19 protein-coding genes and 1 tRNA gene are annotated in these 23,210 nt (G+C 25.1%); 11 read left to right on the top strand and 9 right to left on the bottom strand.

The features are described 5' to 3' along the window. From leuD to G9C01_RS00640, 3 genes are read right to left on the bottom strand one after another with little or no spacing between them, the layout of a single operon-like run. Entirely contained in the window at window positions 1-594 is a 594-nt protein-coding gene (gene leuD, locus G9C01_RS00650) for a 3-isopropylmalate dehydratase small subunit (protein WP_207573363.1), read from the bottom strand. After that, the gene (gene leuC, locus G9C01_RS00645; RefSeq protein ID WP_166265105.1) at window positions 569-1,969 is read right to left on the bottom strand and encodes a 3-isopropylmalate dehydratase large subunit; all 1,401 of its coding nucleotides are present in this window, start codon (window positions 1,967-1,969) and stop codon (window positions 569-571) included. The genes leuD and leuC overlap by 26 nt, the downstream gene beginning before the upstream one ends. Window positions 1,970-1,971: 2 nt before the next feature. Beyond that, on the bottom strand, window positions 1,972-3,195 hold the full coding sequence (locus G9C01_RS00640) for a 2-isopropylmalate synthase (RefSeq protein ID WP_166265102.1): 1,224 nt from the start codon (window positions 3,193-3,195) through the stop codon (window positions 1,972-1,974). Between the two features lie 139 nt (window positions 3,196-3,334). Here G9C01_RS00640 and G9C01_RS00635 point away from each other — a divergent pair, with 139 nt between their 5' ends. Beyond that, window positions 3,335-4,888, top strand: coding sequence for a hypothetical protein (locus tag G9C01_RS00635; protein WP_166266344.1), 1,554 nt, complete (start codon window positions 3,335-3,337; stop codon window positions 4,886-4,888). Window positions 4,889-5,286: 398 nt separating this feature from the next. Continuing rightward, the gene (gene tyrS, locus G9C01_RS00630; protein ID WP_166265099.1) at window positions 5,287-6,558 is read left to right on the top strand and encodes a tyrosine--tRNA ligase; all 1,272 of its coding nucleotides are present in this window, start codon (window positions 5,287-5,289) and stop codon (window positions 6,556-6,558) included. Between the two features lie 2 nt (window positions 6,559-6,560). On the opposite strand, the gene era is transcribed toward tyrS, so the two are convergent. Beyond that, the gene (gene era / locus G9C01_RS00625; RefSeq protein ID WP_166265096.1) at window positions 6,561-7,448 is read right to left on the bottom strand and encodes a GTPase Era; all 888 of its coding nucleotides are present in this window, start codon (window positions 7,446-7,448) and stop codon (window positions 6,561-6,563) included. Between the two features lie 18 nt (window positions 7,449-7,466). Beyond that, on the bottom strand, window positions 7,467-10,076 hold the full coding sequence (clpB, locus tag G9C01_RS00620) for an ATP-dependent chaperone ClpB (RefSeq protein WP_166265093.1): 2,610 nt from the start codon (window positions 10,074-10,076) through the stop codon (window positions 7,467-7,469). Window positions 10,077-10,168: 92 nt separating this feature from the next. Between clpB and prfB the strand changes: the two genes are divergently transcribed. The 6 genes from prfB to menD are packed head-to-tail and all read left to right on the top strand — an operon-like array spanning window position 10,169 to window position 16,670. Then, complete coding sequence (gene prfB, locus G9C01_RS00615; protein ID WP_166265090.1) at window positions 10,169-11,260, top strand: peptide chain release factor 2; 1,092 nt, start codon at window positions 10,169-10,171, stop codon at window positions 11,258-11,260. A gap of 12 nt (window positions 11,261-11,272) precedes the next feature. After that, window positions 11,273-12,664 carry an arginine decarboxylase gene (locus G9C01_RS00610; protein WP_166265087.1) on the top strand — a complete coding sequence of 464 codons (1,392 nt, stop codon included), beginning with the start codon at window positions 11,273-11,275 and terminating at the stop codon, window positions 12,662-12,664. Then, the gene (gene speB / locus G9C01_RS00605) at window positions 12,661-13,530 is read left to right on the top strand and encodes an agmatinase (RefSeq protein WP_166265084.1); all 870 of its coding nucleotides are present in this window, start codon (window positions 12,661-12,663) and stop codon (window positions 13,528-13,530) included. Before G9C01_RS00610 ends, speB begins: the two co-directional genes overlap by 4 nt. Before the next feature lie 10 nt (window positions 13,531-13,540). Continuing rightward, the gene (gene cmk / locus G9C01_RS00600; RefSeq protein ID WP_166265081.1) at window positions 13,541-14,230 is read left to right on the top strand and encodes a (d)CMP kinase; all 690 of its coding nucleotides are present in this window, start codon (window positions 13,541-13,543) and stop codon (window positions 14,228-14,230) included. A gap of 4 nt (window positions 14,231-14,234) precedes the next feature. Continuing rightward, entirely contained in the window at window positions 14,235-14,969 is a 735-nt protein-coding gene (fabG, locus tag G9C01_RS00595) for a 3-oxoacyl-[acyl-carrier-protein] reductase (RefSeq protein ID WP_166265078.1), read from the top strand. Between the two features lie 6 nt (window positions 14,970-14,975). Beyond that, window positions 14,976-16,670 (top strand): 2-succinyl-5-enolpyruvyl-6-hydroxy-3-cyclohexene-1-carboxylic-acid synthase, encoded by a 1,695-nt coding sequence (gene menD / locus G9C01_RS00590; protein ID WP_166265075.1) that lies wholly within the window; start codon window positions 14,976-14,978, stop codon window positions 16,668-16,670. Here menD and G9C01_RS00585 read toward each other — a convergent pair. The 3 genes from G9C01_RS00585 to G9C01_RS00575 all read right to left on the bottom strand — a co-directional run bounded on the left by G9C01_RS00585 (window position 16,658) and on the right by G9C01_RS00575 (window position 20,841). Further along, entirely contained in the window at window positions 16,658-17,092 is a 435-nt protein-coding gene (locus G9C01_RS00585) for a SanA/YdcF family protein (RefSeq protein WP_242673948.1), read from the bottom strand. The two genes, menD and G9C01_RS00585, sit on opposite strands and share 13 nt — an antisense overlap. 160 nt (window positions 17,093-17,252) lie before the next feature. Continuing rightward, entirely contained in the window at window positions 17,253-20,552 is a 3,300-nt protein-coding gene (secA, locus tag G9C01_RS00580) for a preprotein translocase subunit SecA (RefSeq protein ID WP_166265072.1), read from the bottom strand. A 55-nt stretch (window positions 20,553-20,607) separates the two neighbouring features. Further along, complete coding sequence (locus G9C01_RS00575; RefSeq protein ID WP_012821710.1) at window positions 20,608-20,841, bottom strand: DUF2795 domain-containing protein; 234 nt, start codon at window positions 20,839-20,841, stop codon at window positions 20,608-20,610. A 135-nt stretch (window positions 20,842-20,976) separates the two neighbouring features. Between G9C01_RS00575 and fmt the strand changes: the two genes are divergently transcribed. Together fmt and G9C01_RS00565 are read left to right on the top strand one after the other, a co-directional pair. Next, window positions 20,977-21,939 (top strand): methionyl-tRNA formyltransferase, encoded by a 963-nt coding sequence (gene fmt, locus G9C01_RS00570; RefSeq protein ID WP_166265069.1) that lies wholly within the window; start codon window positions 20,977-20,979, stop codon window positions 21,937-21,939. A 113-nt stretch (window positions 21,940-22,052) separates the two neighbouring features. Continuing rightward, window positions 22,053-22,319, top strand: a complete 267-nt coding sequence (locus G9C01_RS00565; protein WP_166265066.1) for an HU family DNA-binding protein — start codon at window positions 22,053-22,055, stop codon at window positions 22,317-22,319. A gap of 50 nt (window positions 22,320-22,369) precedes the next feature. Here the strand turns inward: G9C01_RS00565 and pdxH are convergent, their stop codons facing one another. Then, the gene (pdxH, locus tag G9C01_RS00560; RefSeq protein WP_166265063.1) at window positions 22,370-23,020 is read right to left on the bottom strand and encodes a pyridoxamine 5'-phosphate oxidase; all 651 of its coding nucleotides are present in this window, start codon (window positions 23,018-23,020) and stop codon (window positions 22,370-22,372) included. Window positions 23,021-23,097: 77 nt separating this feature from the next. On the opposite strand from pdxH, the gene G9C01_RS00555 reads away from it, so the two are divergent. Further along, window positions 23,098-23,176 (top strand) — tRNA-Met (locus tag G9C01_RS00555). Window positions 23,177-23,210: the final 34 nt, after the last annotated feature.

The raw sequence follows: 23,210 nt of genomic DNA, 5'->3' as shown, positions 1-23,210 counted from the left end.
TTAAAAAAATCTTTTATTTTTTTCAAAATTATACACATCATCCTTAATGGAAATTAAAAAATCTATATCATCATATCCATGGATAAAACAATTTTTTTTATATGGGTGGATATGAAATGGATCAAATTCTCCTGTTTTTAAAATTGTAATCTTTTGATGAATTAAATCAACTTTTATTTTAATTTTGGGATTTTTTTCAACTGTTTGAAATAATTTTTTTAAAAAATATTCGGATACTTCTACAGTTAATAATCCATTGTTGAATGCATTTTCTTTAAAAATATCAGCAAAAAAACTAGATATTATCACTCTAAATCCATAATCTAAAATAGCCCATACGGCATGTTCTCGACTAGATCCACAACCAAAATTCCTTCCTGATAAAAGAATTTTTCCATAAAAATTAGAATCATTTAAAATAAAATCTTTATTTAAGGTTCCATTTTTGTGATAACGCCAATCTATAAAAAGATTTTTTCCACATTCCTCACGTTTAATCGCTTTTAAAAAACGAGCAGGAATGATTTGATCCGTATCTATATCCTCTATAGCTAATGGAATTGCTTGACTAATTAAAATCGTAAATTTTTTCATGAATATATTTATTAATATCTACAATTTTACCTTCAATAGCTATAATAGCTGCAGTCAAAGGACTCGCAAGTAAGGTGCGAGATCCGGGGCCTTGTCTTCCTTCAAAATTTCTATTAGATGTAGAAATACAATATTCTCCTGAAGGAATTTTATCTTCATTCATTCCTAAACAAGCAGAACATCCTGGTTGACGAAAATCAAATCCAGATTCTTTAAAAATTTTATCTAATCCTTCTTTTTTAGCTTGTTTTACAACCAAATTTGATCCAGGTACAATCATTGCGTGTACATGACTAGCTTTTTTTTTCCCTTTTATTAGGGTAGCTACCAATCTTAAATCTTCTATCCTAGAATTTGTGCAACTTCCAATAAAAATGTAATTAATTATTTTTCCTATCAAAGATTCACCTGGTGAAAATCCCATGTATTTCAAAGACTTATGATCTATATTCAATTTTGGAATTTTTTCAGATATTTTTATTGCCATTCCAGGATTTGTTCCATACGTTATCATAGGTTCAATATATTCAGCATTGAATTCATATTCCTTATCAAATGTTGTATTGTCATCTGATCTTAAAGATTTCCAATATTCCATGAATTCTTTTTCTTTTCTTTTCAATTCTTGAAATCTCTTACATTTTTTTACATAATCAAAAGTGATTTGATCTGGAGCTATTAATCCCCCTTTTGCTCCCATTTCAATGCTCATATTGCAAACGGTCATTCTTCCTTCCATACTCATTTTTTTAATGGTAGAACCCATATATTCTACAAAATATCCTACACCAGCATCCACTCCTAATTTTGATATAATATATAAAATTACATCCTTTGGCGTCACTCCTTTTCTTAAATTTCCATTTAACTGTATTTTCATTTGTTTAGGTTTAGATAACAATAAACATTGACTAGCCATAACCATAGTAACTTGACTGGTTCCAATTCCAAAAGCTATACATCCAAAAGCTCCATGAGTAGAAGTATGACTGTCACCACAAACTATTGTCATTCCAGGTAATGTATAGCCTAATTCCGGTCCAATCACATGAACTATTCCATTATTTTTATTTCCTAATTCATATAATGTAATTCCAAACTTATTACAATTATCTGTTAATAAGTTTATTTGTTTTCTCGATAAAGAATCTGAAATAGATAAGTGTTGATTAATCGTCGGAACGTTATGATCTGCTGTTGCTATAATTTGATTTGGTCTAAAAACAGGTAAATTTCTTTTTTTTAACTCAATAAAAGCTTGGGGACTTGTTACTTCATGTATATAATGTCTATCTATGTAAAGAACATAAATTTCGTTTTCCAATTTTTTAATAATATGCCCCCCCCAAATTTTATCAAATAATGATTTTGACATTTTTATACAACATTTATTCTTATCCTATTATTTGTATTAGCTGTATGCAATATTTGATTATTTTTTATATTATTCAAATTTGCTTTTTTTAATATTGTCTTTAGTTCTATATCAGTAATTTCTTTTTTTTCATCCGCATATTTTAAAAAAATAGAATAAACTAAATCTAAAGAATTTTTATTTAATAAATAACCTAATTTTTTATAACGATAAGCTAAAGCCGCTCTTCCACTCCTAGCTGTAAGAATTATTGAAGATTGATCAATTCCAACATCTTTTGGATTAATACTTTCATAAGTTTCCCTTTTTTTGATAATTCCATCTTGATGAATTCCAGAAGAATGAGAAAAAGCGTTAATTCCTACTATAGCTTTATTCGCATGTACTTTCATTCCAGTACATTCCGATACTAAATTACTTGTTGAAAAAATTAATTTTGTATTAATATTAGTAAATAAATTTAAATGGGAATTTTGCTTAATAATCATAACAATTTCTTCTAAAGAAGTATTTCCTGCTCTTTCTCCAATCCCGTTTATAGTACATTCTACTTGTTCCGCTCCATTCATGATACCAGCTAAAGAATTAGCTGTAGCTAATCCTAAATCATTATGACAGTGAGTAGACAATATAATTTTGTGAATTCCTTTTACATTTTCCTTTAAAAAACGGATTTTATCTCCATATTCTTTCGGTAAACAATATCCTGTTGTATCAGGGATATTAATAACCGTAGCTCCATATTTAATCACATTTTCACATATTTTTGCTAAAAATTTATTTTCTGTCCGTCCTGCATCTTCAGCATAAAATTCTACATCTTCTACGAATTTTTTTGCATATTTAACTGCATGTATCGCTCTTTCTATAATTTTTTCTGGAGTACTGTTAAATTTATAACGAATATGACAATTTGAAGTCCCTATTCCAGTGTGTATTCTGGGTCTTTTAGCATATTTTAATGCTAAACCTGCTATTTCTATATCCTTTTCTACGGCTCTAGATAATGCACAAACTACCGTATGCGAAATTGATTTACAAATCTCTTGAACAGATTGATAATCTCCTGGACTAGAAGTGGGAAATCCAGCTTCTATCACATCTACTCCTAAATAGTCCAATTTCTTAGCTATTCTTACTTTTTCTTTTACATTCAATTTACATCCTGGAACCTGTTCTCCATCTCGCAAAGTGGTGTCAAAAATTTGTATTCTTTTTTTTTCCATATCATTGGATTGTTTTCATCAAAACTATTTTTTACCAATAGAAAATAGAAATAAATTATTATAATATTTACAATATCTAATCATTAAAAGATTTTTATATTTTTCTATGAATCAAATTAAATGTCACCACAATATTACAATGTCTAACTATAAATCAGAACATCTTTTTTTATTAATTAAAACTTTATCAAAATCAGAAAAAAGAAATTTTAGACTTTATGCTAATCGCATAAAAAAAAATAAATATGCCAAGTTCATGAAACTATTCGAAATCATAAATAAAATAAATTATTATAACGAACAAAAAATACTTAAAAATGTTCCTATAAAAAAAAAACAATTATCTAATATTAAAGCTCATTTGTATAAACAAATTTTGATTAGTCTTAAACAACTACAACATACTGTAGAAAATCATGATATACAAATACGTGAATATTTAGATTTTGCAAAAATTTTATATAATAAAGGATTATATATACAAAGTTTAAAATTATTAGGAAAAGCAAAAATTATTGCTAAATATTATGAATCTAATACCATTCTTTTAGAACTAGTAGAATTCGAAAAAATGATAGAATCTCAACATATAACCAGAAGTATTTATTCTAGATCTGGAGAATTATCCACAGAATCAAAAGAATTAATTGAAAAAATTCAATGCAATAATGCATTATCTAGCCTTTCTTTGGAACTATATGGTTTATATCTAAAGGTAGGATATGTAAGAAACAAGAAAGATAAAATATTTATAGAAACATATTTTCGTACAAATTTTCCAAAATTTGACATTAATAAACTTAGTTTTTACGAAAAGTTATTTTTATATCAAGCTCAAGTATGGTATCATTATATACGACAAGATTTCATAATGTGTTATAGGTCTTCTTATAAATGGATAGAATTATTTCAAAATTATACAAAATCTAAAAAAATAGCTCCTGTAAGCTATTTAAAAGGATATCATTACTTGTTAGATACTTTATTTTATTTGAATCATTATTCAAAATTTATTCATGTATTTAAAAAATTTGAAGAAGAAGTGAAAAATGGGGAAATACTGATCAATGGAAATACCAAAATATTAATTTTTATGTATACATATACAAATCGTATTAATAAACATTATATGGAAGGAAGTTTTTCGGAAGGGGTTAAAAAAGTAATTCCATCATTATTTGTAAAATTTAATCAAATTTATAATCGTTTAGATTCTCATTACATTATGATTCTTTATTATAAAATTGCTTGTTTATATTTTGGAAGTGGAGATAATGAAAATACTATTTTGTATTTATCAAAAATTATGGAAAGTAAAAAAAAAAATATACGACAAGATTTACAATGTTTTGCAAGACTTCTATATTTAATTGCCTGCTACGAAAGTGGTCTAGATGAAAATATGGATCAAAAAATTAAATCTACATATAAATTCTTTATTCAAATGGATGATTGGTATATTGTACAAAAAAAAATTATTCATTTTTTTCAAAATTTAGGAAATGTGTATCCACATCAAATTAAAAATCAATTTAAGAAATTAAAAGATAAATTAATCAAATATTATAATCATCCTTATGAAAAAAGAACTTTTCTATATTTAGATATTATTTCTTGGATAGATTCAAAAATAGAGAATAAATCTGTAGAATTGATTATAAAAGAAAAATTTTTAAAAAATAATCAAAAATAACGAAAATTATTTAATTAAAAATGAAACTCTGAAAAAAAGAATTACAAAATATGAAAAAATAAAATGAATCAAAGCTTTCGATAATAAAAAAGAAGGAAAACAATCAGTGATTAAATAAAAAAAAATAAAAATACTGTAAAGTAATTGTAGTACACTACATAACATATAAATATATGTATATATAGTGTATTTATATTTATTTTTCATAAATAAACAAACAAAAAAAAAAAAATTATTTACAGGAAACAAAAAAACATATATTTTTAATACAAAAAAAAAATTATTTTTAGAAAAAAAAGAAGTGAAAATAATGTGAATTAAACTAAAAAAAAAAGTAAGTAAATTATATGCTGCGATTTTTTTTATCATAATTGAATAGTTTCTATTATTTTTTTCTTATGCAAGATATTATTGATGAACTCTCATGGAGATATTTAATTAAAAATAAAGTTACCGGTATAGAAAATCAATTAAAAAAACCTACTACTATGTACATAGGTTTTGATCCTACATCTGATTCTTTACATATAGGAAATCTTTTGCCTATTATTATATTAATTCATTTTCAAAGAAAGGGACACAAATCTTTAGCATTGATTGGAGGAGCTACAGGTTTTATAGGAGATCCCTCAGAAAAAGAAGATCAAAGAATCTTATTAAGTAAAGAAATTTTGCAAAAAAATACGGAATCTATAAAAAATCAAATATTAAAACTTTTGAAGTTTTATTCAGAAAAAATAGAATTATTAAATAATTTAGATTGGATTCAAAATATTTCTTTTATAGATTTTATCCGTGAAATAGGAAAATATTTTACTGTAAATCATATGATCTCTAGAGATTCTGTAAAAAAAAGAATTAATAATAAAAACGGAATATCCTTCACTGAATTTTCTTATTCTCTTATACAAGGATATGATTTCTTATATTTAAATCAAGCAAAAAATTGTCAATTGCAAGTTGGAGGATCTGATCAATGGGGAAATATTATGTCAGGTATAGAATTAATACGAAAAAAAACAGGAAAAAAAGCGTATGGAATTACCTTTCCTTTAATTATTAAACCTAATGGAATTAAATTTGGTAAAAGCGAGAAAGGAGAAAATATATGGCTAGATGGAAAAAAAACATCTCCATATAAATTTTATCAATTTTGGATAAATATTTCTGATTTTGAAGTAGAAAAATATATAAGAATATATACTTTTTTTTCTAAAGAAAAAATCGAAAATTTAATTTGCGAACATAGAAAATATCCAAATAAAAGATTATTACAAAAAAAATTAGCTAATAAAATTACTGAATGGGTTCATGGAAATGGAATTTCCAAAAAAATGATAGAAATCACGAATATATTATTTGAAAAAAAAAGTGAATCCTTTCAATTGTTGGATGATAAAACTTATATTTCTATATATAATCATATTCCACACATGTTAATATCTTGTGAGGAATTTGAAAAAGGAATTTTTTTATTGGATCTTTTAAAAAAAAGTGGGTTTTTTTATTCCAAAAGTGAAGCAAATCGTGCTTTAAAAGCAAATTCAATTTATTTAAACAAAATTCTTGTAAAAGAAAATATTTTGATAAAAAAAGAAAATATAATAGGAAAAAAATATATTTTGTTTCGATTTGGAAAAAAAGAATTTTTTATTATAAAAATTGAATAAATTTAATATCCAAAATATTTTAATATTTTATAATCATATCGCCAATTTTTACAAACTTTTACATAAAATTTTAATTTTATCTTTTTTTTTAAAAAAAATTCTATGCTTTTTATAGAAATAAATTTCAATTTATTAATAGCATTTCCTTTTTTTCCTATTAATATTCCTTTTTGAGAATCTTTTTCTACATATATGTATGACAATATATATATAAAAGCATTTTGGATTTTAAAAAGTTTTGTATGTACTTCTACGGAATAAGGAATTTCTTTTTTATATAGAAAAAATATTTTTTCTCTGATTATTTCATTTACGAAGAAACGTTCAGATTTATCACTTAAATAAGTTTTGGGATAATAAGGTGGATGTTCAGATAATAAAGATATAATTTTATTCATTAATAGATCTTGATTCATTTTTTTTAATGCAGATATTGGTAATATTTCTGAAAAAGGGAATAATTTATGCCAATAATTCACTGCATCATATAATGTGTTTTCTATGTATAGGGAACCTATTTTATCTATTTTGTTAATTAAAATAATGATAGGAACATTCTTATTTTTTTTTTTAATATAATTAAATATTGAAATATCTTCTATTTTTCCTATTTCTGTTGTGAGCAAAATAATATCTGCATCTTCTAATGATTTTTCTATATATTGCATCATAATTTTTTGCATGGGATAAACAGGATCAATCATACCTGGAGTATCCGAAAATATAATTTGAAAATTAGATCTATTAATGATTCCCAATATTCTATGACGAGTTGTTTGTGGCTTTTTTGTTATGATAGAAAGTTTTTCTCCCACAAGAGAATTCATAAGAGTAGATTTTCCTACATTAGGAGATCCTATTATATTAACAAAACCGGATTTATGATTCACTATTATTATATTGACATTTTAAATTCTTTCTGATTGTCTAAATACAATTCCTTGTTCTTTGAAAAAATCTATTAAAATTTTATGATTTTTTTGTATTTTGTCTTTTATGATTTCTTTAGATAGATTATTTAGAATATCATGTTGAATTACTCTTTTTAAAGGTCTTGCTCCAAAATGTGGATCGTATCCTTTTTCTGATAGATATTCTATAGCTTCATTAGTCGATTCTATATAAATATTTTTTTTATTGTATAGCAATTCTCCTAATTTTTTCATTTGTAATTTAACTATATCTTTTATTTCTTTTCTAGAAAGAGGTTTAAATAAAATGATTTCGTCTATACGGTTAACAAATTCAGGTCTTACAATATTTTTTAATAAATCTATTAAAGCTTTTTTTGTAGTCTCTATTCTATTATAAGAAATTTCCTGATATAAATTTTCCTGAACAATATCTGATCCTATATTGGAAGTCATAATAATAATAGTATTTGTGAAATTAACTGTTCTTCCTTTATTATCAGTTAATCTTCCATCATCTAAAATTTGCAAAAGTATGTTAAAAACATCTGAATGAGCTTTTTCTATTTCGTCTAGTAAAATAACACTATAAGGACGTCTACGTATGGATTCTGTTAATTGACCACTTTCATCATAACCTATATATCCGGGGGGAGCCCCTATAAATTTACTTACAGAATGACGTTCTTGATATTCGCTCATATCTATACGAACCATATTATTCTCATCATCAAACAAATATTCTGCTAAAGTTTTAGCTAATTCTGTTTTTCCGACTCCTGTACTTCCCATAAAAAGAAAAGATCCTATAGGTCTTTTTTCGTCCTGTAATCCTGCTCTGGAACGTCGTATCGCATCTGCTATAGATTGAATAGCATCATTTTGTCCTACAACTCTTTTATGTAATTCTTTTTCTAAAAATAATAATTTTTCTTTTTCACTCTGCAACATTTTAGTTACCGGAATCCCAGTCCATTTAGAGACTACTTGAGCTATATCTTCTCTATAAACTTCTTCTTGTATCATTTTTTTACCCTTATCTTCTTGTTTTTTTAATTCATTTTCAAATGTTTTTACCTTATTTTCTTCTTCTTTAATTTTTCCATATCTTAATTCAGCTACTCTTCCATAATCACCCGATCTTTCTGCTTGTTCTGCTTCAAATTTATAACTCTCTATTTTATCTTTAGTTTTTTGTATTCCTTCCACTAAATCTTTTTCATTTTGCCACTGAGTTTGTAATTGCATTTTTTTTTCATTCAATTTATGCAACTCCTTTTTTAAAGGGATTAATTGTTTTTCATCATTTTCTTTTTTTAAAGCTTCTATTTGTATTTCCATATGCATAATTTTTCTATGCAAAACATCTAATTCTTCAGGTTTTGAATTTATTTCCATTCTTAATTTAGAAGCCGCTTCATCTATAAGATCAATTGCTTTATCTGGCAAAAAACGTTCATTAATATAACGTTTAGATAATTCTACAGCAGCTATTATAGATTCATCTTTTATTTTTACTTTATGATGACTTTCATATTTATCTTTAATTCCACGTAATATGGATATTGCATCTGCAATAGAAGGTTCATCTACGTATACCTGTTGAAATCTTCTTTCTAAAGCTTTATCTATTTTGAAATATTTTTGATATTCATTTAAAGTAGTAGCTCCTATAGCTCTAAGTTCTCCTCTAGCTAATGCTGGTTTTAAAATATTTGCGGCATCCATAGCTCCTTCTCCTCCTCCTGCCCCAACCAAAGTATGAATTTCATCAATAAACAATATAATTTCTCCATCTGAAGATGTTACTTCTTTTACTACAGCTTTAAGACGTTCTTCAAATTCTCCTTTATATTTAGCTCCTGCAATTAATGCAGCCATATCTAAAGAAAAAACTTGTTTATTTTTTAAATTATCTGGAATATCTCCACTAATAATACGATGTGCTAACCCTTCAGCAATAGCTGTTTTACCAACTCCTGCTTCTCCAATTAAAATGGGATTGTTTTTTGTTCTTCTAGATAAAATTTGCAAAACTCTACGGATTTCTTCATCACGTCCAATAACAGGATCCAACTTACCTTTATAGGCCCATTCATTCAGATTTTTCGCATATTTTTCTAAAGAATTGTATATATTTTCTACTGTAGAAGAAATTACTTTTCCGCTTTTTTTTCTTATATCTTCAATAATTTCTTTTATATTTTTTTCTGTAATCCCCTGATCTATCAATAATTGCGAAGTAGAATCGAAACTTATAAAAATTCCATAAAAAATATGTTCTACAGAAATAAATTCATCTTGTAATGTATTAGCATAGTTTTCTGCAATATTCAACATTTTTGTTACATGGGAACTAAGATGTTGTATAAAAGACCCACTAAGCATTTTTGGATAAGAGGAAATAATACGGTCTAATCCAATTATTATTGATAGAGAATTCACTTTTAATTTTTTTAACATAAAAGGAATTATATTTTTTTCAATTTTTAATATCGATTTTAAAATATGTGCATTTTCAATAGATTGTTGCCTATTTTTTAATGCAATATGTTGTGCCTCTTGTATTGCTTCTTGTGATTTGATTGTAAACTTATTATAATTCATATAAAAATGAAATTTATATTCTTATAAGATAAAAAATTTGTGATTAACATAGTTATTAAAATTAATTATTTCAAAATATTTATTTTCGCACTATGATAAAAAAAGATGAAATCCAATCCATTTCAGAAAGAATTCATAAAATTTATGATATTCTCAAAATAGATCAAATAAAGGAGCATATAAGTAAAAAACAAAAAAAAACATCAAATCCCAATTTTTGGAAAAATTATAGAAAACATAAAAATTATGTAAAAGAAATACATGATATGAAAGCATGTATAAAAGATTTTACGAAATTAAAAAATGCTTTTGAAGAACTAAAAATAATATTTTCTTTTTCAAAAGAAGAAAATGTAGAAAAAGAATTTGGAATTCAATTGAATAAAACCAAAGAATTACTTTCAAATATAGAATTAAAAAATATTTTTTCAGAGAAAGAAGATTCTTTCAATGCTATATTACAAATATCTTCTGGAGCTGGAGGAACTGAAAGTTGTGATTGGACTTCCATGTTAACGAGAATGTATTTTATGTGGGCAGAAAAAAAAAATTTTGGAGTAAAAAAAATACATCATGTATCTGGAGACATTACTGGGATTAAATCTGTTACTTTAGAAATTGATGGACTTTATGCTTTTGGATATTTAAAAGGAGAAAATGGAGTACATAGACTAATTCGAATTTCTCCATTTGATAGTAATTCAAAACGTCATACTTCTTTTTCTTCTGTATATGTTTATCCTATGATAAATGATTCTATTAATATAGATATTAAAATATCAGATATACAATGGGAAACTTTTCGTTCTAGTGGAGCAGGAGGTCAAAATGTAAATAAAGTCGAAACAGGAGTAAGATTACGTCATAATCCTACAGGAATTACTATAGAAAATACAGAATCTCGTTCTCAAACACAAAATAGGCAAAAAGCTTTACAAATATTGAAATCCAGGTTATTTGAAATAGAAATGATTAAAAGAAATGAGAAAAAAGAAAAAATAAAATCCAAAAAAAAGAAAATAGAATGGGGATCTCAAATTCGAAATTATATAATGCATCCTTACAAATTGGTGAAGGATTTAAGAACTGGATATGAAACTACGAAAATTCAATCGGTAATGAATGGAGAAATAGACATTTTTTTAAAAAAATTTTTAATCTATAATAGAGAAAATACAAATTAATTTTATTTTTCAATGAAAGTTCGTTACGCTGATCTTATAGATCAAACTTTTGATTTTCCCACTGAGGAATTTTCCATAAAAAATAATTTTTTAGAATTTCACGGAATTCCATTAATGGATCTTATAAACAGGTATGGAACTCCATTAAAGTTTACATATTTACCAAAAATATCTCAAAATATACAAAAAGCAAAAAAATGGTTTGAAAAGGCTATTCATTCTAACCAATACAATAATAAATATACTTATTGCTATTGTACAAAAAGTTCTCATTTTTCTTTTGTATTAGAAGAAGCTTTGAAAAATAATATTAGTATTGAAACTTCATATGCATATGACATAGAAATTGTTAAAAATCTTTATAGGAAAGGAAAAACTACTAAAAATATAGAAGTTATATGTAATGGATTTAAAACTAAAAATTATATTGAAAATATATCAGAGCTTATTAATAATGGATTCTATAATACAATACCAATATTAGATAATTCAGATGAATTAGAAAAATTAAATTTAGTTATCAATTCTCCTTTTAAATTAGGAATACGCATAGCTTCTGAAGAAGAACCTAAATTTGAATTTTATACTTCTAGATTAGGAATTGGATATAAAGATATTATTGTTTTTTATATAAACAAAATAAAAAATAATCCGAAAGTAGAATTAAAAATGTTGCATTTTTTTATAAACACAGGAATCAAAGATACTGCTTATTATTGGAATGAACTTTTCAAGTGCTTACACATTTATGCTAAATTAAAAAAAATTGCACCAGAATTAGAAATTTTAAATATAGGAGGAGGTTTTCCTATTAAAACATCCATGTCTTTTAACTATGATTATGAATATATGACTAATGAGATAGTTTATCAAATAAAAAAATTTTGTCAAAAAGAAAAAATATCAGAACCTCATATTTACACAGAGTTTGGAGCTTATACAGTAGGAGAAAGTGGGGGAATTTTATATCAAATACTGAATCAAAAACGTCAAAATGATAGGGAAAAATGGAATATGATAGATAGTTCTTTCATGACTACACTTCCTGATACTTGGGCAATCAGTCGTAGATTTATTATGATGGCGATAAATCGGTGGAACGATTCTTATGAAAGAGTTTTTTTAGGAGGGTTAACATGTGATAGTGATGATTATTATAATTCGGAGCAACATATGAATGCAATATATCTACCTTGTTTTCATCAAAAAATTCCGCTTTATATTGGCTTCTTTAATACTGGAGCTTATCAAGATACAATTAGTGGATATGGTGGAGTACATCATTGTTTAATTCCCCAACCCATTCATATATTGATAAATGATGATGAAAAAAAAAATTTTGTATATAAAATTTTCCGTAAATCACAAAGTCCAGAAGAAATTTTAAAAATATTAGGTTATTGAAATTGAATTATAAAAAAAAAACTTTTGCGGGAATCCCTAAAAAGTATGCAACACTTGATAAATCTAAAACGGTACTTATTCCAGTTCCATATGATTATACTCAAACATGGAAAAAAGGGTCGAAAAAAGCTCCTAAAGCTTTTTTATCTGCAGCAAAACACATAGAATTATATGATATTGAAACTAATTCAGAAGTGTATAGAAAAGGAATATTTATTGTTCCTGATGTCATAAATCCTTCAATATCTATAAAAAAAATGATTGAAAAAGTATATCATATTACAAAAAAATATCTTTCTAAAGAAAAATTCATAACACTTATAGGAGGAGATCATTCAATATCAATTGGCAGTATTAGAGCAATAGGGGAAAAATATACAAATTTAAGTATTCTTCATATGGATGCACATACAGATTTACGTCCTATATATAAAGGAAGTCCTTATAATCATGCTTGTTCTATGTACGAAGCTTCACAAAAATATCCTTTAATACAAATAGGAATTCGTAGCATGGATATAGTAGAGAAAAAATATATTCAAAAAGGAAATATATTTTATATGCATAAAATTTATAAAAATGATTTATGGATGCAAAATGCTATTCATAAATTATCTGAAAATGTATTTATCAGTATAGATATAGATGTTTTTGATCCCAGTATAGCTCCTTCAACAGGTACTCCAGAGCCAGGAGGTTTATTCTGGTATACTACCTTAAAATTTTTGAAAAAAGTTTTTAAAAATAAAAATGTAATAGGATTTGATATTGTAGAACTTTTACCTAATAAAAAGGAATCTTCTACAGATTTTCTAGCTGTAAAACTTTATTATAAATTACTATCATACAAATATATAAAAATATGAATTCATCAATATGAATAAAAAAATTATTATAGCTATAGATGGATATTCTTCATCAGGAAAAAGTACTTTGGGAAAAGCTATTTCTGAAAAACTAAAATATAAGTATATAGATAGTGGGGCATTGTATAGAAGTGTAACTTTATTTGCTATTCGAAAAAAAATTTTTGATAGTGATTTGTGGGATATAAAAAATTTTATTCCTCTTTTAAAAGATATGAATTTAAAATTTCAATGGAACAAAAAATATAATAAAACAGATATTTTTTTAAATAAAGAAAATATTCAAGATAAAATTAGATCAGAAAAAGTAGCGACTAAAGTAAGTTTTATTGCTCAAATTCCTGAAATTCGAGAAAAGTTAACATCTATACAAAGAAATATTGGAAAAAATAAAGGAATCGTGATAGAAGGAAGAGATGTAGGAAATTATGTATTTCCTAAATCCGAATTAAAAATATTTATAAAAGGATCTGTAGAAATTCGTTCTTACAGAAGATATAAAGATCTAAAAAAAAGAGGAGAAAAAGTTTCTTATGAAGAAGTAAGAAAAAATATAGTTCATAGAGATATGATGGATATTTCACGAAATATTTCTCCGCTCAAAAAATCTAGAGACTCTATAGAAATAGATAATACGTATTTAAGTATAGAAGAACAATTGAATATTATTTTTCAATTAATTAATAAAATAAAAAAATAACTATATGAAATTATTAAATGGGAAACTAGCTATAGTTACAGGAGGTTCAGGAGATATAGGACGATCTATAGTAAAAACTTTTGTACAACATGGAGCTAATGTTGTTTTCACATTTTTTTCTTCAAAAAAAGAAGCAAAAAAATTAGAATTTGAATTAAAAAATTTAGTAGAAGCATATAAAATAGATCTTTCTGATTTTTATTCATCAGGAAATTTGGTGCTAAAAGTAATTGAAAAATACGGTAGAATAGATATATTAGTGAACAATGCAGGAATCATAAAAGATAATTTTTTGCTTAAAATATCAAAAAATGATTGGGATGATGTTATTAAAACTAATCTATATTCTATATTTAATTTAACTAAGCATGCTATTCATCCTATGATGAAACAAAAAAAAGGAAGCATTATTAATATGAGTTCTGTTGTAGGATTAACGGGAAATATTGGACAATCTAATTATGCGACATCTAAAGCAGGAATTATCGGATTTACAAAATCAATAGCTAGAGAATTAGGAAAAAAAAATATTCGTTGTAATGCTATAGCTCCAGGGTTTATTGTAACAAAAATGAATTCTCATCTTAAATATAAAATTAAAGAAGATTGGATTAAAAACATTCCATTAAAAAGACCAGGAAGTCCTCAAGATATAGCCAATTCTACTTTGTTTCTTGCTTCAGATTTATCAAATTATATTACCGGTACTGTATTAAATGTAAATGGAGGATTAATTTAAATTGTAATGTATTCTAGTAAAAAAATTGTACAAAGTTTAGGAGAAATATTAAAAGCAAAATCTATATTCAATATAATCATATCTCCAGGATCTAGAAATGCTCCGATTATTATACATTTTACTCAACATAAAGACTTTAAAACTTACAGTATTGTAGATGAACGATGTGCAGGTTTTTTTGCATTAGGAATCGCTCAACAAATAAGAAAACCTGTGGTCATGAGTTGTACTTCTGGGTCTTCTGTAGTGAATTATTATCCTGCAATAACGGAAGCTTTCTATCAAAATATACCCCTTATTTTGGTTACTGCAGATAGACCAAAAGAAAGTATAAATATATTTGAAGGACAATCTATTCATCAGGAAAATATTTTTCAAAAACATGTAGAAACATCTATTCAACTAACGGAAGATGAATCTGAATTAGGAATATGGTATAATGATCGTTTGATTAATGAATCGATAAACAAATGTATATCCAAAAGAAAACCTATACATATTAATATTCCATTTTCAGAACCTCTTTATAATACAACAAATCATTTACAAGTAAAACCTAAAATTATAAAAACTATACCTGTTCAAAATTATATTGAAACATATAATTATAAAAAAGAGCAACACATATGGAGAATACATGAAAAAAAAATGATCCTATTAGGATTATATTATCCAGAAAAAAATATGGAAAAAATTTTAAGAAAATTAAGCTTAGATCCTTCCATTGTTATTTTTACAGAAACGACATCTCATGTATATGGAAAATTTTTTTTTTCAAATATAGATCAACTTATTTTCAATATGAATTCTAAAAAATGGATAAGTTTGAAACCTAATATTTTATTAACTATTGGAATTAATATTATATCCAAAAGAATAAAATTTTTTTTAAGAAAATATCCCCCAAAATACCATTGGCATATAGGAAAACATTACGAAAATTATCCAGATACTTATTATAAGTTAACAACTTATTGGCCTATAAATCCTGAATTATTTTTTAAGATTTTTATTTTTGATAATTCTAATAACATATCTATTTCAAATTACAGAAAAAAATGGGAGAAATTAAGAAAAGAAAAAGTAAAAAAACATAAGTTTTTTTTAAAAACAGAAAAAAGTTTTTCCGATTTAAAAGTATTATTTTATGTATTCAAAGCGATACCTAATTATACTATTTTACAATTAGGAAATAGTATGATTGTACGATACTATCAACTTTTTTATGAAAAAAAATATTCTATCAAATCTTATTGCAATCGTGGAACTTCAGGAATAGATGGATGTGTTTCAACTGCAGTAGGTTCTGCTATTGCTACAACTAAAAAAAAAACTGTAACATTAATCGTTGGAGATATTAGTTTTTTTTACGACAGTAACGCTTTATGGAATAATTATATTCCTGAAAGTTTTCGTATTATACTTATTAATAATGGAGGAGGAAATATTTTTAGATTTATTTCAGAAAAAAAGTTTTCCAAAAAAATATTCAATTTTTTCGAAACAAAACATTTTTTTTCTGCAAAAAAAATATGCGAAATGTATCATTGGAAATATGAAAAAGTATCCGATCAAAATACTTTAAAAAAAAGCTTATCATGTTTTTGGAAAAAATCAAATCATCCTTGTTTATTGGAAATCAATACTCAAAAATCTGATAATGATAAAATTTTAAAAAAATATTTTTCTCATTTATCCTGAAAAGATAGAACAATATCCCACAAGGCTTTAATTCTTGCAAAAATTTCTCTCAATTGTATTTTACTATCAAAAGAAAGGCTTTTAGCATTAAATCCAATGACATCTAACCCCAAACAATTCCCAATAAAAATAGCTCTCTCATTATGAAATTTTTGAGATATAATTGTAAATTTATTTTGGTGAAAAATTTTATGAACTCTAATAATAGAATATAAAGTGCTAATTCCATAAAAATCTTCATATATCAAATGAGAAGGAATCCCTTTTTTAATTAATTCTTTTTTCATCATTTTTGGTTCATTATAGTTTTTTTCTCTATTATCTCCACTGACAATGATATAACGTATTTTTTTATGACAAAAAAGAAAATAAGCTGCATCTATTCTATACTTAAAATAAGCGTTAATTCCTCCTCCATGCAAATATTTAGAAGTACCTAAAACAACGCCAAATGTGTTATATGGAATATAATTAATAGAATCATAACTCTTTTTTATTGACCAAAAACTTATTCCAAGATAACAAAATATAAAAAATGAAATAATAAGAAAAAATATACGTTTTATTTCTAATTAACATATTCTAAAAAGAATCATCCTCTATAACCCATTCTCCTTTTTCTAAAAAAAATTCGATTTGTTTAAATTTAATATTTTTTGTTTCTCCCGTAATTAAATGACGAATATTAATTCTATTGTTTCTCCCTAATTTTTTTTTATCTTTTCCTTTCATCAAAAGATTTGTTTTAAAATTATTTTTATTTTTTTTAGGAAAATATAAAATATCTCCTCTTATAATAACGGATTTAAGTAAAAAAGAAATAATTCTTTTGTTTATATCATAAACTTTCTCTTGGAACAAATTAAAAGCATTTTGTTTATAAACAATAAGAGGATCTTTTTGTTCAAAAACAGCATTTTGCACAGAATATCGCAAACTATCCATTTCACGTAAATGTTCTTTCCATTTATCATCCATAAAACATAATATAGTTTTTTTTTCAAACATGGATAAAAAAGACTTTCCTTTTGTACTATAAAATTCTTTCAAATTTGATATAGAAACTATACTTTGATATCCATCAGTTAAAATCACTCGTATTTGATAAAATTCATGATTATTTTTATCTAAAATATTATCTATAATAATAGATTTAATATCATGATCAATCATTTTTACTTTCTTTTTTTCATAAAAATTTATAATTATATCATGAAGTTTGTTGATACAATCACGTTCTTTATAGGATAAAAATTCGTCTTCTTGTATCGGAAAATTTATACCAAAAATTTGAAAAAACTCATACTCTAAATTTTTAAAATCATGAAAAGATTGATTCACAGTAATCATACTATCCAATAAAATATAAACCATGTTAGAAATATCTAAACTTAATTCAGTTCCACATAATGCATTTTTTCGTTTTTTATAAATAAATTCTCTTTGTTTATTAATAACATCATCATAATCTAACAAACGTTTTCGTATACTAAAATTGTTATCTTCTATTTTTTTTTGTGCTTTTTCAATAGATTTTGTCAATAAAGGATGTTGTATTATGTCTCCTTCTTTATGTCCAAATCTATCCATTAATTTAGAGAGTCTTTCCGAATCAAGAAATAAACGAATTAAGTTATCTTCTAAGGAAACATAAAATTGAGAACTTCCTGGATCTCCTTGACGACCTGATCTTCCTCTTAATTGATTATCCACTCTTCTAGAATCATGTCTTTCAGTTCCTAAAACAGCTAATCCTCCATTCTTAATAACTTCTTTTGATAATTTAATATCAGTACCACGACCAGCCATATTGGTTGCTATAGTTACAGCCCCAGGAAATCCTGCTTTCGCTATGATTTCCGCTTCTTTTTCATGTAATTTAGCATTCAATACATTATGTGGTATTTTCATAAATTTTAAAGCTCTACTTAGAAATTCTGATACTTCAACAGAAGTTGTTCCAACAAGAACAGGACGTTTTTCATTTTTAGATAAAAAAATAATTTTTTCAATAATCGCATTATATTTTTCTCGTTGGGTTTTAAAAACAAAATCTTGCAAATCTTTTCTTTGGATCTTTTTATGTGTAGGAATTACTACTACATCTAATTTATAAATATGCCAAAATTCTCCAGATTCTGTTTCTGCTGTTCCCGTCATTCCAGAAATTTTCCTATACATTCTAAAATAATTTTGCAAAGTTATTGTAGCAAAAGTCTGACTGGAAGATTCTATTTGTACATTTTCTTTTGCTTCTATAGCTTGATGTAATCCATCAGAATAACGTCTACCTTCCATTATACGACCTGTTTGTTCATCTACTATTTTCACTTTACCCTCTAAAACAACATAATCAACATCTCTTTCAAATAAAGTAAAGGATTTAAGTAACTGATTTATAGTATGAATTCTTTGTGATTTGATAGAAAAATTTTTCAAAAGTTTTTCTTTTTCTTTTGTTTCTTTTTCCTTAGAAAAATTTTTTTTCTCGACTTCAGTTAGTTCAAGATTTATATCTGGTAAAACAAAGAAACCTATATCTTCCACATTTTTTGATAAAAATTCAATTCCTTTATCTGTTAATTCTACAGTATTATTTTTTTCATCAATAACAAAATAAAGATCTTTATCTACTTTGTACATTTCTCTTCCATAATCTTGTAAATATTGACTTTCAGTTTTTTGTAAAATCAAACGAATATTATCTTCACTCAAAAATTTTATAAGAGATTTTTTTTTGGGTAATCCCCGATATGTTTGAAACAATTTAAATCCCCCTAATTTTTTTTCTCCATTTTTAATTAAATTCTTTGCTTCATGCAAAAAATTATTAACTATCACGTTTTGTTTATTGACTAAAGTTTTTACTTTTTTTTTAAATAACTCAAATTCTTCTTTATTATCTTTTTTAGGATCTACAGGCCCTGATATGATCAGAGGAGTTCTTGCTTCATCTATTAATACAGAATCTATTTCATCTATAATAGCATAATTCAATTCTCTCTGAACTAGCTCTTCTTTAGAAGAAGCCATATTATCACGTAAATAATCAAAACCAAATTCATTGTTCGTTCCATAAGTAATATCAGCCTGATAAGCTTTTTTACGCATAATTACATCAGAAGATGAATAATAATCAATACAATCAACTTTTAATCCATGAAATTCCATTAAAGGAGACATCCAACTTGTATCTCTTCTAGATAAATAACTATTTACTGTGACAACATGTACTCCTCTTCCAGATAAAGCATTTAAATAAGTAGATAAAGTTGCTACAAAAGTTTTTCCTTCTCCTGTCGCCATTTCTGCTATTTTTCCCTGATGTAACACGACCCCTCCCATAAGCTGTTCATCATAATGAACCATGTCCCAAATTATGCTTTTACCATATGCATCCCACTCATTTTTCCAAATAGCTTTATTTCCGTTCAAATGGACATAAGATTTTATTTTTGATAATTTTTCATCAAAGTCAGTAGATGCAACAACTAATTGTTTATTTTCTTTTAAACGTTTAGCCGTTTCTTTAATTACAGCAAAAGCTTTTGGTAAAATATCTATTAATACTTTTTGTTCTATTTTGTAACATTCTTCTTGAAGATTTTCTATATTAGAATATATTTTTTCTAAAACACTAATAGAACAAAATTTATTTTGTATTTTTTTCAATAATTCTTTATTCTTATTATGAAACTTTTTTGTAGATTTTTGTATAATATTTTTTAAATCTTGAGTTTTATTTCTTAATTCATCATCAGATAATAAAAATATTTTTTTTTCTTCTTCTTTGATTTTAACCAAAAATTGTCTAACCTCTTTAAGGTCTCTTTCATTCTTATTTACCAATAATTTATTTAAAATCTTTTTAATAAAACTCATTAAATTAAAAATATAGATCAATCAATAGATCATACAAAAAAAATAAACAAACAATTTAAAGTTCATATTCATCTCTATTCCAATAAAAATCTTCATCATCACGTGGATAATCTGCCCATATATCTTCTATAGATTCAAAAACTTCTCCTTCTCCATTTTCTAATTGTTGAAGATTCTCTACTACTTCTAAAGGAGCTCCAGTTCGAATAGCAAAATCAATCAATTCTTCTTTTGTTGCAGGCCAAGGTGCATCTTCTAAATGAGAGGCTAATTCTAAAGTCCAATACATATATTGATATTTTTAATTATGTAAAAAATCAAAAAAATGATATTTTATTTTATATATTTGATTCTCAAAAATTGATGAACTTTTTCATAAAAATTACAAGATAAAATTAGTGAATTTAAATTACAAATAAATTATATGAAAAAGTTTCCAAAAATTGTATTTATAGGTTCAACCCATTTTTCTCTTTATACTTTAAAAAAATTATATATCAAACAATATAACATAGTAGGAATCATCACAAGTCCTGATAACCCTTTATTCAAAAATAAAGGAGAAAAAGCTTTTTCTCCTGTAAAAATATACGCATTAGAAAATAATATCCCTTTTTTACAACCTAAAAATCTTGTAAATCATTCTTTTTTGGAAAATTTAAAAGCATGGAAAGCAGATATACAAGTTGTTGTTTCTTTTCGAATCTTACCTAAAAAAGTGTGGAATTTACCTAAAATGGGATCTATTAATTTACATGCATCTCTTCTTCCACAATATAGAGGAGCGGCTCCTATAAATTGGGCAATTATTAATGGAGAAAATAAAACAGGGGTGACAACTTTTTTTATAGAAGAAAAAATAGATTCTGGAAAAATACTTATACAAAAAGAAATTAATATAGAAAAAGAAGAAACTGCAGGAGAACTGGAAAAAAAATTAAAAAAAATTAGCGCTCCTATAGTAATTCGAACTTTAGAAAACATTATAAAAAAGAAAATTAAATCTATACCCCAAAAAAATATTGATTTTTCTTTATTGAAATATGCCCCAAAAATATATACAAAGGATTGTAAGATACAATGGGACAATCCATCTATAGAATTGATTTATAACAAAATAAGAGGATTAAGTCCTTCTCCTACTGCATGGACTTTTCTCTTTTTTAATGAAAAAAAATTTGTTAGATTTAATATTTTTCTAGTTAAGAAAATACGTGAAATACATACTTATCCAATAGGGGTAATTGTTTTTTCGAATGAAATGAAAATTTCTGTTAAAGAAGGTTTTATATCTATTATAGAAGGACAGATAGAGGGAAAAAAAAGAATGTATATTAAAAATTTAATTAATGGATTGAAAATAAAAGAAAATCTTTTCGTTCAATAAAAATTTTAGTTATTTATCCTTTATATATTATATATTTGCTATTGCTATTGCTATTGCTATTGCTATTGTTAATTATAAGATTATTTTTTATACTAAAATCAAATTCATTATTCATGAACAAAACAGAATTGGTTAATTCAATAGCTGAAAAAACTGGAATAACAAAAATAAAAGCAAAAAACGTTACGGATGCATTTATAGAAACAGTGATTGAATCTTTAAAAAGAGGGGATAAGGTAACTCTAGTAGGATTCGGTACCTTTTCTGTAGTTAAAAGAAATCCTAGAAATGGAGTGAATCCTAGAACAGGAGAAAAAATATATATTCCAGGAAAAAAAGTAGCTAAATTTAAAATAGGAGCAGAATTAACAAAATTGTAATTTAATAAAAGATAAAGTTTGTTATTTACAAGCTTTATCTTTTTATTTTCTCATGGAGATAATCTATATAAAATCCATTTTTTTTTTTCTTCTAAAATATAAATAAGTCGATCATGAAGTCTATTAGGTTGTCCCTGCCAAAATTCCATTTTATATGGGGTTACAATATATCCTCCCCAATCAAAAGGACGTTTTATAATTTTTTTATCAAAAAAATTATCCCATTTTTCATACTGTTCTAATAAATATTCTTTAGACGAAATAATCATACTTTGTCTAGATGCCCAACTTCCAATTTGATTTTCTCTAGGTCTTTTGTTAAAATATTCATCTGATTTTTTTCTTTTAATTTTTGATGTAATTCCTTTAATAATAATTTGTCTTTTCATTCTATTCCAGTAAAAAGAAATGCATATTTTTGGTACATTTTGAATAGCTCTTCCTTTAAAACTATAATAATTTGTATAAAAAATGAATCCATTTTCTGAATATCCTTTTAATAAAACCACTCTAGTTTCTGGTCCCCCATCTTCTCCAATAGTAGAAATAGACATAGCATTAATTTCTTCGTTATCTTTTTGATAGAATTTTTCTTCTTGAAACCAAGAATCAAATAACCAAAAAGGGTCTTTTGGTACTTCAGATTCTAATAAAGAATTCTTTCTATAATTTTTTCTTAAATCACTCAAATCAACATACATAATATTATAATATTAATATAAAACAAAAATATATTAACTTTATCGAGTTATAATGTGCGCCCAAAAATATATAAATTGGCGTGATAGCTCAGTTGGTTTTAGAGCGTTGGATTCATAACCCAGAGGTCGGGGGTTCAAATCCCCCTCACGCTACCAAAAATGAGTCATCATTAGTTTTTTTTAATACAAC

This window comes from Blattabacterium sp. DPU (genome assembly GCF_011290385.1).
GTDB lineage: Bacteria > Bacteroidota > Bacteroidia > Flavobacteriales > Blattabacteriaceae > Blattabacterium.
Note: the sequence above shows the minus strand (reverse complement) of the source record. Positions and strands in the feature narration are given on the sequence as shown.